The sequence below is a fragment of the Streptomyces sp. JH14 genome (assembly GCF_029428675.1).
In the GTDB taxonomy this organism is placed as follows: domain Bacteria; phylum Actinomycetota; class Actinomycetes; order Streptomycetales; family Streptomycetaceae; genus Streptomyces.
Genome location: NZ_JAJNEL010000001.1, coordinates 3,051,489 through 3,065,318 on the forward strand (window position 1 = coordinate 3,051,489; position 13,830 = coordinate 3,065,318).

A 13,830-nucleotide genomic window follows, 5' to 3' on the forward strand; every position below is an offset into this window, starting at 1 on the left:
GGTGGATGCCGGTCACGCCGCCCGGCGGCGGCGCAGCGGCGACAGGGCCCGGTCCAGACCCACCAGCACCGCCTCCACCAGCAGTGCGAGCACGGCGACGAGCAGCGCACCCGCCACCACCTGAGGCGTGTCGTACGTGTTGAACCCGGCGGTGATGATCCGGCCGAGACCGCCCTGTCCGACCATCGCGGCGATCGTTGCCGTGGCGATCACCTGGACCGCGGCCGAGCGCAGACCGGTCATGATCATCGGGTAGGCCAGCGGGAGTTCGACCCGGACGAAGAGCTGACCGCCGGACATCCCCATGCCCCGCGCCGCCTCCACCACCGACGTGTCCACCTCCGTCATCCCGACATGGGCGTTGGTCAGCAGCGGCGGCACGGCGAACAGCACCAGCGCGATGACCGTCGGCACGTATCCGGCGTTGCGCAACGGCGACACCATGAACAGGGCCAGCACCGCGAAGACCGGAATCGCCCGCCCCGCATTGGAGATGTTGACGGCCAGCGCGCCCCCCTTCCCGATGTGCCCCAGGTAGAGGGCCACCGGCAGCGCGATGACGCAGGCCAGCGCGAGTGACACCCCGCTGACGTACAGATGCTCGGCGAGCCGGTGGCCCGCCCCGCTCTCCCCCGACCAGTTGGCCCCGGTCGTCAGCCAGGTCCAGGCCTCTCCGAGAACTCCCATGGGTCAGGCCCCCTCTCCCGTGGCGGCCGTGACCACGGCGCCGTGGGCCGTGCGGATGCGAGTCCAGGGCGTCAGCAGCCGCTGCACCCCGAGCAGCAGCACGTCGGCGGCTGTCGCGAGCAGCACGCAGAGCACCGACGCGGTGAGCACCTGCGCTTTGAAGAAGCTCGGCAGGGCGTCCTCGATGAGGTTGCCGAGACCTCCCCGGCCGACGATCGAGCCGACCGTCGTCAGGGCGATCGTGGAGACCGTGGCGATCCGGACCCCGGCCATCACCGCGGGCATCGCCAGCGGGAGTTCGACCTCCCACAGCAGCCTGCCCGGTCCGTACCCCATGCCCCTCGCGGCTTCCTTGGCCTCCTGCGGCACCGCTTCGAGCCCGGCCAGGATGTTCCGCACGAGAATGGTCAGCGAATACAGCACAAGGCCGGTGACCACCAGCGCGGCGGAAAGTCCGAACAGCGGAAGCAGGAGCGAGAACATCGCCAGCGACGGCACGGTGTACAGCACCGTCGTCAGCCCGAGCACCGGTCCCGCCAGCCGCCGGCTGCGGCGGGCGAGGAGCGCCAGCGGAAATGCCACCAGGAGACCGATCGCCACCGAGACCGCGGTGATCCAGATGTGCTGGACGGTCGCATCGGTCAACTCCTGGCTGCGGGAACGCAGATACTCCCCACAGATCCAGTCGTTCGCCACCAGGCAGTTCTGTCCGGCCACCCGTCCCCCCACCTCCCGATCACCGTGTCGCATCGATGTCCGGTGACCATATCCTCGACCACTGACAATCGCCGGGGCCGTTGTATTCCAGCAACATGTCCTTCACAGAACACCCGCCACAATGGGGAACCATGATCCGTTTCGAGCACGTCACCAAGCGGTACGCGGACGGCACGACCGCCGTCGACGATCTCTCCTTCGACGTGGCGGAGGGTGAACTGGTCACGCTCGTCGGTCCGTCGGGCTGCGGCAAGACGACCACCATGAAGATGGTGAACCGGCTGATCGAACCGACCGAGGGCCGGATATTCCTCGACGGGGACGACATATCCGCCATCGACCCCGTCCGGCTGCGCCGTCGAATCGGCTACGTGATCCAGCAGGTCGGTCTCTTCCCGCACCGGACGGTGCTGGAGAACACCGCGACCGTTCCCCATCTCCTGGGCTGGAAAAAGCAGAAGGGCCGCGAGCGCGCCGCCGAACTCCTCGACCTCGTCGGACTCGATCCGTCCGTTTACGGCGACCGCTATCCGGAGCAGCTCTCCGGCGGCCAGCGCCAACGTGTCGGAGTGGCCCGGGCATTGGCGGCGGATCCGCCGGTGCTGCTGATGGACGAGCCCTTCGGCGCGGTCGACCCGGTCGTCCGGGAACGTCTGCAGAACGAATTCCTCAGACTCCAGGAACAGGTCCGCAAAACGGTGCTGTTCGTTACCCACGACATCGAGGAGGCCGTCCGGCTCGGCGACCGCATCGCCGTTTATGGGCAGGGCTCCATCGAGCAGTTCGACTCCCCGGCGACCGTGCTCGGCGCACCCGCCACCCCGTACGTCGCGGACTTCGTCGGCGCCGACCGCGGTCTCAAGCGGCTCTCCGTCACCCCCATCGAGGAGAGCGACCTCGACCAGCCGCCCGTCGTCCACCTGGACGACCCGCTCTCCGCCGCGACCGGCCGGCTGCGCGCCGAAGGGGCGCGCTGGGCCGTCGTCCTGGACCGGGACGACCGTCTGCACGGCTGGATCCCGGCCGCCATCGACCTCGCCGGGGCCACGGGCACGGTCCGGGAGCACGCCCGCCGCATGGATGCCTGGCTTCCCGTCGGCGCCCCGCTCAAGCAGGCGTTCGCCACCATGCTCCAGCACGACGCGGGCTGGATCGCGGTGATCGACAAGGAGAGCACCGGCAGGTTCCTCGGAGTGCTCACCCCGGCCCGCCTCCATGAGGCGCTGCGCCGCTCGATCGACGCGGACGCCCAGGACGTGCCGCGCGCCGAAGTCGCCGTCGAGACCGTGGAGACCGTCAGCTCTCGCTGAGCCGGCTGCTCATCCACACCAGCGCCGAAGGGATCTCCCGCCGCCACGTGTTGAAGTTGTGCCCGCCGCTGTCCAGCACGATCGACGACACCTGCGCGGGAGCCTTCACCTTGCCCACGAACTGCCGCGTACCCCAGTAGTTCCCCTCCCCCTCCCGCGATGTGGTCACCAGGAAGGACGAGCCGGGCTGCGGCAGATGGTCCAGGCTCCACAACAGGTCGGCGCGCTCGCGGGCCCGCCGGTTCCCGTGGAAGAGATCGCCGGTCGTCGGGTCCTCGGCCGCCCTGTAGTACGCGGACAGCCCCGCGCTCGCCGTGAACCTGTCGGGGTGGTGCAGTCCGATCTTCAGTGCGCAGTAGCCACCGGTCGAATTCCCGATGATGCCCCAGTTGCGCGCCCGCCTCCCGACCCGGTACGCCTCCGAGACCGCCTGCGGCAGGTCCTCGGAGAGGAACGTCTCGGTCTGCGGGCCGCCCTTTATGTCCACGCACTCGGTGTCCCGCGGCGGCGCGACCGTGGGTCTCAGCATCACCAGGATCATCGGCTGCGCCCGTCCGGCTTCCACCTGGCCGAGTGCCGTGCGCGGGTAGTGAAGACCCGTCAGAAGGTTTTCCGCCGTGCCCGGATAGCCGGTGAGGACCACGACCGCGGGAAACTTCCTGCGAGCGTACGCGGGGCGGAAGTACTCCGGCGGCAGATACACGTACGCCGGGCTCCTGATTCCCGACCGCCGTCCCGCGACGACGACCTTGTCGATCCGGCCGCCCGCCGTGGACCGGGATCCGCCCGGGACATCCGGCCGCTCCATCCCGACCCGGACGACATGCCGGGAGGCCGCCGCCCCGGCCGCATGGTCCGTCACCACACCCGGCGACTGCTCCCGGCCCAGGAGATCGGCCCAGGAGCCGTAGAACAGGAAGGAGTTGTTGGCCACCAGGCCGACCGTGGCGAGGAGCGTCACCTGTGTCGCCAGCAGCAGACCGACCCTGCCGCACACCGCGGCCACGCCGCGTCGCGCCAGCCGCGGCCACAGCCGGATCGTGGCGGCGAACAGAACGACGGCCGACGCCATGGCCAGGGCCAGAACTGTCTTGCTGGTGAGCCCCATGCTGGGTGCGCCTTCTGTCGGGAATTTTCCGTAGGACGGGTGAACCTGCCGCCCGGAAGCCTCGTCCTAGAGAGCGCACATCGTCCGGAGCGCTTCGGCCGACGGACTCAACAATCTCTCGCGGAACCACGGGAAGCGATGTCTGTCACGCAAGATGGGGATAAATCTGGATCGGTTCCGCATGCGGTGCGCAGGGTCGTACGCGGGCCGCGTCCGGAGGCCGTACCGGCACTCGTCGGCACCGCCTGCGCGGTCGTCGGCCTGATCGACATCGCTGCGGGCGTGTTCCCCCGCTTCAGGCACAGCAGGATGCACACCCTCGCCGAGGTTCTCCCCGGAGCCCTCGGCCCGTTCGCCGCCGCACTGTCGCTGAGCGCCGGAGTCCTGCTGCTCCTCCTCGCCCACGGCCTCAAGCGGCACAAGCGGCGGGCCTGGCGCGCCGCCGTGGTCCTGCTGCCGGCCGGTGCGGCAGCGCAGTTCGTCTACCGCCACTCGGTCATCGGCACCGTCGTCTCGCTGACGCTGTGCCACCTGCTGATACGCCATCGGAGTGAATTCGCGGCGCTCCCCGACCCGCGGAGCCGCTGGCGGGCCCTGGCCAACTTCGTGCTGCTCGGGGCGGGTTCGCTCGGTCTGGGGCTGGTCATCGTCTCCGTCCACCCCGGCCACGTCATCGGGAACCCCTCCATCGCCGACCGGCTCCAGCACGTCCTGTACGGAATGCTCGGCTTCGAGGGCCCCGTCGAGTACGCCGGAGTGACCTCATGGACCGTGGCGTACTCGCTCGGCGCACTCGGACTACTGACCGCCATCACCACCATCTACTTCGCGCTGCGCCCCGAACACCCGGCCGCACGCCTCACGGAGGAGGACGAGGTCAGGCTGCGCGCCCTCCTCGGCGGGCACGGCGGCCGCGACTCCCTCGGCCACTTCGCCCTCCGCCGCGACAAGGGCGTCGTCTTCTCCCCCAGCGGCAAGGCCGCCGTCTGCTACCGCGTGGTGTCCGGGGTGATGCTGGCCAGCGGCGACCCGATCGGCGATGTGGAGGCCTGGCCGGGCGCCATCGAACGGTTCATGGACGAGGCCAAGGCGCACTCCTGGACGCCCGCGGTGATGGGCTGCAGCGAGACCGGCGGCGAGGTCTGGACCCGCGAGACCGGGCTCGACGCGCTGGAACTCGGCGACGAGGCGGTGGTGGACGTCGCGGATTTCTCGCTCGCCGGACGCGCGATGCGCAATGTGCGCCAGATGGTGAAGCGCATTGAGCGGGGTGGTTACGAGACCCGCGTCCGGCGCGTCCGCGACCTCGACGGGGCCGAACTGGACCGCATCCGGCGGGCAGCCGCCGACTGGCGCGGCACCGACACCGAGCGCGGCTTCTCCATGGCGCTCGGCCGGATCGGCGACCCGGCCGACGGCGACTGCGTCATCGCCACCGCCCACAAGCCCGGCGAGCACACCGCCGGCTCCCCGTACGGCGATCTGAAGGCCGTCATCCACTTCGTCCCGTGGGGCACGGACGGCATGTCCCTGGAGCTCATGCGCCGCGACCGCTCCGCCGACCCCGGCATGAACGAGCTGCTGATCGTCGCCTCCCTCCAGGACGCGCCACGGCTCGGCATCGAGCGCGTCTCACTGAACTTCGCGATGTTCCGCTCGGCACTCGCCCGCGGCGAGAAACTGGGCGCCGGCCCGGTGCTCCGGGTCTGGCGCGGCCTGCTGATCTTTCTGTCGCGCTGGTTCCAGATCGAGTCGCTGTACAAGTTCAACGCCAAGTTCCGGCCCCGCTGGGAGCCCCGCTTCGTCGTCTACCGCTCCAGCCGCGACCTGCCCCGGATCTCGTTCGCCGCGATGCAGGCCGAGGGCTTCGTCAACGTCGGCCTGCCGCGTCCGTTCGCCCGCCGGTTCCCGGCCGCCGGGCCCCGCCCCTGCGCCCACGCGGCGGTCCGCAGTCAGGAGCACGGTGCACACCCGGCGTAGCTCGGCTCCGTACGGGCCTACGCTGGTCGCATGAGTACGTTGCGTGGACGAGGCACGGTCCGAGGCCTTCCGGAGTGGGACCGCTGCGCGGTCATGGGTGTCGTCAATGTGACCCCGGACTCCTTCTCGGACGGGGGCCGCTGGTTCGACACCACGGCCGCGATCAAGCACGGCCTCGAGCTGGTCGCCGAGGGCGCCGACCTGATCGATGTCGGCGGCGAATCGACCCGCCCCGGCGCCAGCCGGGTGGACGAGGACGAGGAGCTGCGCCGCGTGGTCCCGGTCGTCCGGGGGCTGGCCCAGGAGGGCGTCACGATCTCCGTGGACACCATGCGGGCGCGCGTCGCCGAACAGGCCGTCGCCGCCGGTGCGGCCCTCGTGAACGACGTGAGCGGCGGGCTCGCCGATCCGGACATGATCCCGGTCGTCGCCGCGTCCGACGCGCCGTTCGTCGTCATGCACTGGCGCGGCTTCAGCGAGTCCATGAACAGCCGCGCGGTGTACGAGGACGTCGTCGCCGAGGTCGTCGCGGAACTGCGGATGCGTATGGACGCCGTGGTCGCGGGCGGTGTCGACCCCGAACGGATCGTGGTCGACCCCGGCCTCGGCTTCGCCAAGGACGCCGCCCACGACCTCGCTCTCGTCGCCCACCTCGACGAGTTGCGCGCCCTGGGCCGCCCGCTGCTGGTCGCCGCCTCCCGCAAGCGGTTCCTCGGCCATGTGCTGGCCCGCGAGGGCTCCGCCCCGCCGCCCGCCCGCGAGCGCGACGCGGCCACCGCCGCGATCTCCGCCCTGTCCGCCGGGGCTGGCGCCTGGGCGGTCCGGGTCCACGAGGTCCGGGCCACCGCCGATGCCGTACGGGTCGCCCGCGCGGTCGAGGGAGCCGCGTGAGCGAGAGCCCCGACGACCAGGCGGAGATCGCCGCCGACATCGCGGCGGTCGAGCAGGCGAACACGGCCTTCTACGAGGCGATGGAGCGCGGCGACTTCGACGCGCTCTCCGCGGTGTGGCTGCCGGGCGAGGACCTCACCGTCTCCTGCGTCCACCCCGGCTGGCCGGTGCTCAGCGGCCGCGGCGAGGTGCTGCGCAGCTATGCGCTGATCATGGCGAACACCGAGTACATCCAGTTCTTCCTGACCGACGTCGATGTCTCGATGACCGGCGACACGGCCCTGGTGACCTGCACCGAAAACATTCTCAGTGGCGGCCCCGCGGAGGACGGCGGCGAGCTCGGACCGCTGGTCGGCCAGCTCGTCGTCGCCACCAATGTGTTCCGCCGCACCTCGGACGGCTGGAAGCTCTGGTCCCACCACGGGTCACCGGTACTCGGCGATTCCGACGACGAGGACGAGGACGACACGTCCTCCTGAGCAGGTATCTCCACCAGGAGCGATTGGACTCCGGGACGCGGGGTAGGTGAGGCGGCTACCGGCCCCTGCCGCAGTCCCGTTCCCCGGCCCCGCAGGCGAGCACTGTCGGTGCTCGCAGGTAGATTCGAATGAGGACACCTCGCCGCCCGCACGCGGCCCTGTGCCCTACGACCAACGACAGCAGGAGTGATTCGCGTGGATCGTGTCGCGCTGCGCGGCCTCAGGGCCCGTGGGAACCATGGCGTCTTTCCCCGGGAGCGGGAAGAGGGCCAGACCTTCATCGTGGACCTGGTTCTCGGCCTCGACACCCGCCCCGCGGCAGCCTCCGACGACCTGACGAAGACCGTGCACTACGGCGTGGTCGCGGAGGAAGTCGTCGAGGTCGTACAGGGGGACCCGGTCGATCTGATCGAAACGCTCGCCGAACGCATCGCGCAGAAGTGCCTGGGGCACGAAGGCGTCGAGGAAGTGGAGGTCGTCGTCCACAAGCCCGATGCGCCGATCACCGTTCCGTTCGACGATGTGACCGTCACCATCACCCGGAGCCGAGCATGACTGCATTTTCCGTCGAAGGGCAGAGCGACCCGACCGTACAGCCGGTTCCCGCCTCCGTGGTCGAGCAGGTGGACGCCGCGGACGTCACGCTGTCCAATCCCAAACGAGCCGTGATCTCCCTCGGCTCCAACCTCGGCAACCGCATGGAGACCCTGCAGGGCGCCATCGACGCCCTGGAGGACACCCCCGGCCTCCGGGTCAAGGCGGTCTCCCCGGTGTACGAGACGGAGCCCTGGGGCGTCGCGCCCGGCTCCCAGCCGTCGTACTTCAACGCGGTGATCGTCGTGAAGACGACACTCCCCCCGTCCTCCCTGCTGGAGCGCGGCCAGGCCGTGGAAGAGGCCTTCGAGCGGGTCCGTGAGGAGCGCTGGGGACCGCGCACCCTCGACGTCGACATCGTGGCGTACGCGGACGTCGTCTCCGACGACCCGGCTCTCACCCTCCCCCACCCCCGGGCCCATGAGCGCGCCTTCGTCCTCGCCCCGTGGTACGACATCGACCCCGAGGCCAAGCTGCCCGGCCGCGGCCGGGTCGCCGACCTGTTGGCCGGCGTCGGCCGCGACGGCATACAGCCCCGTGTCGATCTGGAACTCCGGCTGCCCGAGTAGTCGTTAGGCTCAGGGCGGGCCGGCAACGGCACGGCTCGCAACGGACAGACACAACAGACGGACGGACAGGGCAGAGGGTCCCGTGGACCGTCTGCGAAGGGCGGCTCTCGCGGTGAAGCAACTACGGCTCGGGGTATTGGCCGGACTCTTCCTCGCGGCCGGTGTGCTGTCCTGGGGCGGCGCCCGCCTCTGGGACTCGCTCGCCACCCTGCCCAGCGTGCCCCTCGCCGCACCCGTCGTGCTCGCGGTGATCGCCGTCATCCTCCTGGCGACGGCGCTCTCCATCCGCTCCCGGCTGCGCGCCCAGCGTGAGCGCCGGCCGGGTGCGAAGGGCGTCGAGCCACTGATGGCCGCCCGCGCGGTGGTGTTCGGTCAGGCCAGCGCCCTCGTCGTCGCGCTGGTCGCCGGCATGTACGGCGGCACGGGGGCCTTCCTGCTCGGCTCGCTCGACATCCCGGCCCGCCGCGACCAGGCGATCTACGCCGGCCTGGCGGTGCTGGCCGGCGCAGGAGTCATTGCCGCCGCCCTGTTCCTGGAGCGGGTCTGCAAGCTCCCGGACGACAAGGACGACGACAAGAGCGCCACCTCCGCCTGACGGACGGGCTCCGGCACCGCCACGGCCTTCGGCGCCGGCACCGCCTGCGGTGCCGGCACAGCCTCCGGCGTCAGCTCGCCATGATCAGGCTCATCGCCTCGGCGCGCGTCGCCGGGTCACGGAGCTGACCGCGCACCGCCGAGGTCAGCGTCTTCGCCCCCGGCTTGCGGATCCCGCGCATCGACATGCACATGTGCTCGCACTCGACGACGACGATGGCCCCGCGCGGCTCGAGGATCCTCATCAGCGAATCGGCGATCTGCGTGGTGAGCCGCTCCTGGACCTGAGGCCGCCGGGCGTACACGTCGACCAGCCGGGCCAACTTCGACAGACCGGTGATCTTTCCGCTGGTCGCCGGGATGTACCCGACATGCGCGACCCCGCGGAACGGCACCAGGTGGTGCTCGCAGGTCGAGAACACCTCGATGTCCTTGACCAGCACCATCTCGTCGTGGCCCAGGTCGAACGTCGTCGTCAGGACGTCCTCGGGCGCCTGGGACAGGCCCGCGAATATCTCCTTGTACGCGCGCGCCACCCGTCCAGGGGTCTCGCGCAGCCCTTCCCGGTCCGGGTCCTCCCCGACGGCCAGGAGCAGCTCGCGCACCGCGGCCTCGGCCCGCTTCTCGTCGAACTCACCGATCGAAGTGGGGCCGTCCAGCGTCACCGGGTCGGTCATCTGTGCCTCGTTCCTTGTTCCCTCAACTGTCACCTGCGCGGACATCGCGCAGACATAACAGAAAGCCGCGCCCCCACAGGCTAAAACCTGGGGGGCGCGGCATCCATTCCGGGTCGGTCCGACCCCCGTGGCGGGGGTCACACCGGCGTCGGTACTAGCTCTCGGGACGGTCCTCCGGGACCGCCTCGGTGGCCGGCGCGGTGTCCGTCTGCGTCGAGCCGTTGGCGGTGGTGACACCGTTGGTCAGGGCCAGCTCCTTCGGCGAGAGCACCGGAGGCCTCGTCGACGGCGTACGCCGTGCGGAGCCGGTCCACGCCGGGCGGGCCGGACGCTTCACGATTCCGGCGAAGATCTCGGCGATCTCCTCCTTGCCGAGGGTCTCCTTCTCCAGCAACTGGAGGACCAGGTTGTCGAGAACGTCGCGGTTCTCGACGAGGATCTCCCAGGCCTCGTTGTGCGCGGTCTCGATGAGCTTCTTGACCTCTTCGTCGACGAGCGCCGCGACCTCTTCCGAGTAGTCGCGCTGGTGACCCATCTCACGGCCCAGGAAGGGCTCGGTGTTGTCGCCGCCGAACTTGATCGCGCCGAGCCGCTCCGTCATGCCGTACTGCGTGACCATCGCGCGGGCCGTGGCACTGGCCTTCTCGATGTCGTTCGCAGCGCCGGTGGTCGGGTCGTGGAAGACCAGCTCCTCGGCCGCGCGCCCACCCAGCATGTAGGCCAGCTGGTCGAGCATCTCGTTGCGCGTCGTGGAGTACTTGTCCTCCTCGGGCAGCACCATCGTGTAACCGAGGGCGCGGCCGCGGGAGAGGATCGTGATCTTGTGGACCGGGTCGGAGTTGGGCGAAGCCGCCGCGACCAGGGCGTGTCCGCCCTCGTGGTACGCGGTGATCTTCTTCTCCTTGTCGGACATGATCCGGGTCCGCTTCTGCGGGCCCGCCACGACACGGTCGATCGCCTCGTCCAGCATCACGTTGTCGATCAGCTTCTGGTTGCTGCGCGCCGTGAGGAGCGCCGCTTCGTTCAGCACGTTCGACAGGTCGGCACCGGTGAAGCCCGGGGTCCGACGGGCCACGGCGCCGAGATCGACGTCCGGGGCGACCGGCTTGCCCTTCTGGTGCACCTTGAGGATCTCGAGGCGGCCCTGCATGTCCGGCCGGTCGACCGCGATCTGCCGGTCGAAGCGGCCCGGGCGCAGCAGCGCCGGGTCGAGGATGTCCGGCCGGTTCGTGGCGGCGATCAGGATGACGCCGCCCTTCACGTCGAAGCCGTCCATCTCGACGAGCAGCTGGTTCAGGGTCTGCTCGCGCTCGTCGTGACCACCGCCGAGACCGGCACCGCGGTGCCGGCCGACGGCGTCGATCTCGTCGACGAAGACGATCGCCGGGGCGTTCGCCTTGGCCTGCTCGAACAGGTCACGGACCCGGGAGGCACCGACACCGACGAACATCTCGACGAAGTCGGAACCGGAGATCGAGTAGAACGGGACGCCCGCCTCACCGGCGACGGCACGCGCGAGCAGCGTCTTGCCCGTACCGGGAGGCCCGTACAGCAGGACACCCTTGGGGATCTTGGCGCCGACGGCCTGGAACTTCGCCGGCTCCTGGAGGAACTCCTTGATCTCGTGGAGTTCCTCGACAGCCTCGTCGGACCCCGCCACATCGGCGAAGGTCGTCTTCGGGGTGTCCTTGGTGATCAGCTTGGCCTTGGACTTGCCGAACTGCATGACCTTGGAGCCGCCGCCCTGCATCTGATTCATCAGGAACAGGAAGACGACCACGATCAGGACGAAGGGCAGCAGCGAAAGAAGGATCGAGATGAACGGGGACTGCTTCGACGGCGAGACGGTGTAACCCTTCTCGATGTCACCGCTCTCGAACTTCTTCTGCAGCGTGTTGGCGAGCTGGACGCCCTGGTCACCGATGTAGCTCGCCTGGAACTTGCTGCCGGACTCGCCCGAGAGTTTCTGGCCGTCCTTCAGCTCAATCTTGAGAATCTGTTCGTCACCGGTGGTCAGCTTGGCCTGCTCCACCTGGTCCTTGCTGATCGCCTGGATCACCTTGCCGGTGTCCACCGTCTTGTAGCCGCCCGACGAGCCGACGACCTGCATCAACACGACCACGGCGAGGACGGCCAGCACGATCCACATGACCGGCCCACGGAAGTATCGCTTCACGTCCATCCATACGGAGCGAAGTCGCCCCGTCCCTCCTGCCCGTAGGTAAATGCTGCTGTGAGATAAAGACTGTTCTTCGGACGGTACCCCAGCATTGTCACCCGCGACCGCCGGGGACGTCTGTCAAACCCGCCTTCGAATGGTCCAACGGCGGGCGGCGGCCAAGGGTTCCCCACGGAGCCCACCCAGGTCGGGCAGGGGCCGGGGACGGGGGTGCAGGCCGGTCAGCCGCCGTAGACGTGCGGGGCGAGCGTCCCGACGAAGGGCAGGTTGCGGTACTTCTCCGCGTAGTCCAGCCCGTATCCGACGACGAACTCGTTGGGGATGTCGAAGCCGACCCACTTGCAGTCGAGCGCGACCTTCGCCGCATCCGGCTTGCGCAGCAGGGTGCAGATCTCCAGGCTGGCCGGCTCACGCGAGCCCAGGTTCGACATCAGCCAGGACAGCGTCAGGCCCGAGTCGATGATGTCCTCGACGATCAGGACGTGCTTGCCCTTGATGTCGGTGTCCAGGTCCTTGAGGATCCGGACGACACCGGAGGACTGGGTGCCCGCGCCGTACGACGAGACGGCCATCCAGTCCATGGTGACGGGGGTGGACAGCGCGCGCGCCAGGTCCGCCATCACCATCACTGCGCCCTTGAGGACACCGACGATGAGCAGGTCCTTGCCCGCGTACTCCGCGTCGATCTTCGCGGCCAGCTCGACGAGCTTCGCGTCGATCTCTTCCTTGGTGAGGAGCACCGCCTGAAGGTCGGTGCCCATGTCCTTCTCGTTCACCCGCGTCTCTTTCTCTGCCTGCCCGGCCCGGGGTGATGCCCCGGACCTGCGCGGCTGCTCGCCTGCATGTCAGCCGCTGTGCGTCAGCTCTGCCGAATCACCAGTCTGCCACCCTGGCGCCGGGCTTCGACTCGGCCGGGGAGGTTGATGGCCTGCTGGCCGCGCCAGCCGGTGATCAGCCGGTCGACTTCCTCGATGTGCCGGGCGAACAGCGAACCTGCCGGAGCGCCGGCCTCCACGGCCGCTCTGCGCAGCACCCGGCGACGGACGGCGGGCGGCAGCGCGTACAGCTTGGCGCAGTCCAGCTGCCCGGCGTCGTCGCGTACGGCGGAGTCCGCCTCGGCGGCCCAGGTGTCCAGGGCGTCGGCGTCGTCGCGGGAGAGCTGCGCGGTACGCGCCAGGGCCTCGACGACGCCCTTGCCGAGGGCCTTCTCCAGGGCGGGCAGGCCCTCGTGGCGCAGCCGGGAGCGGGTGTAGGCGGGGTCGATGTTGTGCGGGTCGTCCCAGACGGGCAGGGACTGGACGAGGCAGGCCTTGCGGGCGGTCTGCCGGTCGAGCTGGAGGAAGGGACGGCGGTAGCGGCCGGCCGGGCCGGATGCGGCGGCCATGCCGGAGAGCGAGCGGATACCGGAGCCCCGGGCGAGGCCGAGCAGGACCGTCTCCGCCTGATCGTCGCGGGTGTGCCCGAGCAGCACGGCGGCGGCGCCGTGCCGTTCCGCCGCGGCGTCCAGGGCGGCATAGCGGGCGTCCCGGGCTGCCGCCTCGGGTCCGCCCTCGCGGCCGACGTGCACGGCGACGGCCTCGACCGGGTCGAGGTGCATGGACCTGAGCCGGGCGACGACCTCGGCGGCGCGGACGTCGGACCCGTGCTGAAGGTTGTGGTCGACGGTGATGCCGCCGGCCCGGACGGCGAGTTTGCGGGCCTCGAAGGCGAGAGCGGAGGCGAGCGCCATGGAGTCGGCGCCGCCCGAGCAGGCGACCAGCACCAGCGGGGTGCCGGGCCGGTCGAGGCGTGCGGGGCGATCGGGGAGTGTGGCGTTCCGCCTGCCGGAACCGGCTTCGGCGAGTTCGGGGCGCGCGGTGCGCCGCTCGATGCGTCCGGCGTGTTCGGCATGTTCGTTGAGTACGTCGTGGAGTACGCGGCGGACCGCCAGGCGTATCGCCGCGACCGCAGGATGGGGACCCATGTCCGGTGCCCTTCGTGAAGTTTCGGGGGGTGCCTCGGAGCGTCGGGACGGAGGAATGCCGTCACTCAGAGTGCGTCGATGG

General features: G+C 70.0%; 14 protein-coding genes. 7 read left to right on the plus strand and 7 right to left on the minus strand.

Annotated elements, in window-relative coordinates; all coding sequences use genetic code 11:
* Positions 1 to 12: 12 nt before the first annotated feature.
* Entirely contained in the window at positions 13 to 687 is a 675-nt protein-coding gene (locus LRD69_RS13605) for an ABC transporter permease (protein WP_277326838.1), read from the minus strand.
* Positions 688 to 690: 3 nt separating this feature from the next.
* Entirely contained in the window at positions 691 to 1,404 is a 714-nt protein-coding gene (locus LRD69_RS13610; protein WP_277326839.1) for an ABC transporter permease, read from the minus strand.
* A gap of 131 nt (positions 1,405 to 1,535) precedes the next feature.
* On the opposite strand from LRD69_RS13610, the gene LRD69_RS13615 reads away from it, so the two are divergent.
* Positions 1,536 to 2,714 carry a betaine/proline/choline family ABC transporter ATP-binding protein gene (locus LRD69_RS13615; protein ID WP_277326840.1) on the plus strand — a complete coding sequence of 393 codons (1,179 nt, stop codon included), beginning with the start codon at positions 1,536 to 1,538 and terminating at the stop codon, positions 2,712 to 2,714.
* Here LRD69_RS13615 and LRD69_RS13620 read toward each other — a convergent pair.
* Positions 2,701 to 3,822 (minus strand): alpha/beta hydrolase-fold protein, encoded by a 1,122-nt coding sequence (locus tag LRD69_RS13620; protein ID WP_277326841.1) that lies wholly within the window; start codon positions 3,820 to 3,822, stop codon positions 2,701 to 2,703. The two genes, LRD69_RS13615 and LRD69_RS13620, sit on opposite strands and share 14 nt — an antisense overlap.
* Before the next feature lie 138 nt (positions 3,823 to 3,960).
* Here LRD69_RS13620 and LRD69_RS13625 point away from each other — a divergent pair, with 138 nt between their 5' ends.
* The 6 genes from LRD69_RS13625 to LRD69_RS13650 all read left to right on the plus strand — a co-directional run bounded on the left by LRD69_RS13625 (position 3,961) and on the right by LRD69_RS13650 (position 8,930).
* Entirely contained in the window at positions 3,961 to 5,802 is a 1,842-nt protein-coding gene (locus LRD69_RS13625; RefSeq protein ID WP_277326842.1) for a phosphatidylglycerol lysyltransferase domain-containing protein, read from the plus strand.
* A gap of 93 nt (positions 5,803 to 5,895) precedes the next feature.
* Positions 5,896 to 6,693 carry a dihydropteroate synthase gene (gene folP, locus LRD69_RS13630; RefSeq protein ID WP_277329729.1) on the plus strand — a complete coding sequence of 266 codons (798 nt, stop codon included), beginning with the start codon at positions 5,896 to 5,898 and terminating at the stop codon, positions 6,691 to 6,693.
* Positions 6,690 to 7,172: a nuclear transport factor 2 family protein gene (locus LRD69_RS13635; protein WP_277326843.1), complete on the plus strand. Its 483-nt coding sequence runs from the start codon at positions 6,690 to 6,692 to the stop codon at positions 7,170 to 7,172. Before folP ends, LRD69_RS13635 begins: the two co-directional genes overlap by 4 nt.
* A gap of 195 nt (positions 7,173 to 7,367) precedes the next feature.
* Positions 7,368 to 7,727, plus strand: coding sequence for a dihydroneopterin aldolase (gene folB / locus LRD69_RS13640; protein WP_277326844.1), 360 nt, complete (start codon positions 7,368 to 7,370; stop codon positions 7,725 to 7,727).
* A complete protein-coding gene (folK, locus tag LRD69_RS13645; RefSeq protein WP_277326845.1) occupies positions 7,724 to 8,335 on the plus strand; it encodes a 2-amino-4-hydroxy-6-hydroxymethyldihydropteridine diphosphokinase in 612 nt (203 codons plus the stop codon). The genes folB and folK overlap by 4 nt, the downstream gene beginning before the upstream one ends.
* Positions 8,336 to 8,447: 112 nt before the next feature.
* Entirely contained in the window at positions 8,448 to 8,930 is a 483-nt protein-coding gene (locus tag LRD69_RS13650) for a DUF3180 domain-containing protein (RefSeq protein ID WP_277329730.1), read from the plus strand.
* 70 nt (positions 8,931 to 9,000) lie between these two features.
* On the opposite strand, the gene folE is transcribed toward LRD69_RS13650, so the two are convergent.
* The 4 genes from folE to tilS form a co-directional block, all read right to left on the minus strand.
* Entirely contained in the window at positions 9,001 to 9,606 is a 606-nt protein-coding gene (gene folE, locus LRD69_RS13655; RefSeq protein WP_277326846.1) for a GTP cyclohydrolase I FolE, read from the minus strand.
* Between the two features lie 154 nt (positions 9,607 to 9,760).
* Entirely contained in the window at positions 9,761 to 11,788 is a 2,028-nt protein-coding gene (gene ftsH, locus LRD69_RS13660) for an ATP-dependent zinc metalloprotease FtsH (RefSeq protein ID WP_277326847.1), read from the minus strand.
* A 218-nt stretch (positions 11,789 to 12,006) separates the two neighbouring features.
* A complete protein-coding gene (hpt, locus tag LRD69_RS13665) occupies positions 12,007 to 12,546 on the minus strand; it encodes a hypoxanthine phosphoribosyltransferase (protein ID WP_030972308.1) in 540 nt (179 codons plus the stop codon).
* Between the two features lie 98 nt (positions 12,547 to 12,644).
* Positions 12,645 to 13,748 carry a tRNA lysidine(34) synthetase TilS gene (gene tilS, locus LRD69_RS13670; RefSeq protein WP_277326848.1) on the minus strand — a complete coding sequence of 368 codons (1,104 nt, stop codon included), beginning with the start codon at positions 13,746 to 13,748 and terminating at the stop codon, positions 12,645 to 12,647.
* Positions 13,749 to 13,830: the final 82 nt, after the last annotated feature.

Coding starts and splice junctions, on each gene's coding strand:
- folE (WP_277326846.1), bottom strand. CDS start 9,606: ATGACCGACCCGGTGACGCTGGACGGCCCCACTTCGATCGGTGAGTTC.
- LRD69_RS13605 (WP_277326838.1), bottom strand. CDS start 687: ATGGGAGTTCTCGGAGAGGCCTGGACCTGGCTGACGACCGGGGCCAAC.
- folP (WP_277329729.1), top strand. CDS start 5,896: ATGGGTGTCGTCAATGTGACCCCGGACTCCTTCTCGGACGGGGGCCGC.
- LRD69_RS13625 (WP_277326842.1), top strand. CDS start 3,961: ATGTCTGTCACGCAAGATGGGGATAAATCTGGATCGGTTCCGCATGCG.
- hpt (WP_030972308.1), bottom strand. CDS start 12,546: ATGGGCACCGACCTTCAGGCGGTGCTCCTCACCAAGGAAGAGATCGAC.
- tilS (WP_277326848.1), bottom strand. CDS start 13,748: ATGGGTCCCCATCCTGCGGTCGCGGCGATACGCCTGGCGGTCCGCCGC.
- folK (WP_277326845.1), top strand. CDS start 7,724: ATGACTGCATTTTCCGTCGAAGGGCAGAGCGACCCGACCGTACAGCCG.
- LRD69_RS13615 (WP_277326840.1), top strand. CDS start 1,536: ATGATCCGTTTCGAGCACGTCACCAAGCGGTACGCGGACGGCACGACC.
- ftsH (WP_277326847.1), bottom strand. CDS start 11,788: ATGGACGTGAAGCGATACTTCCGTGGGCCGGTCATGTGGATCGTGCTG.
- LRD69_RS13620 (WP_277326841.1), bottom strand. CDS start 3,822: ATGGGGCTCACCAGCAAGACAGTTCTGGCCCTGGCCATGGCGTCGGCC.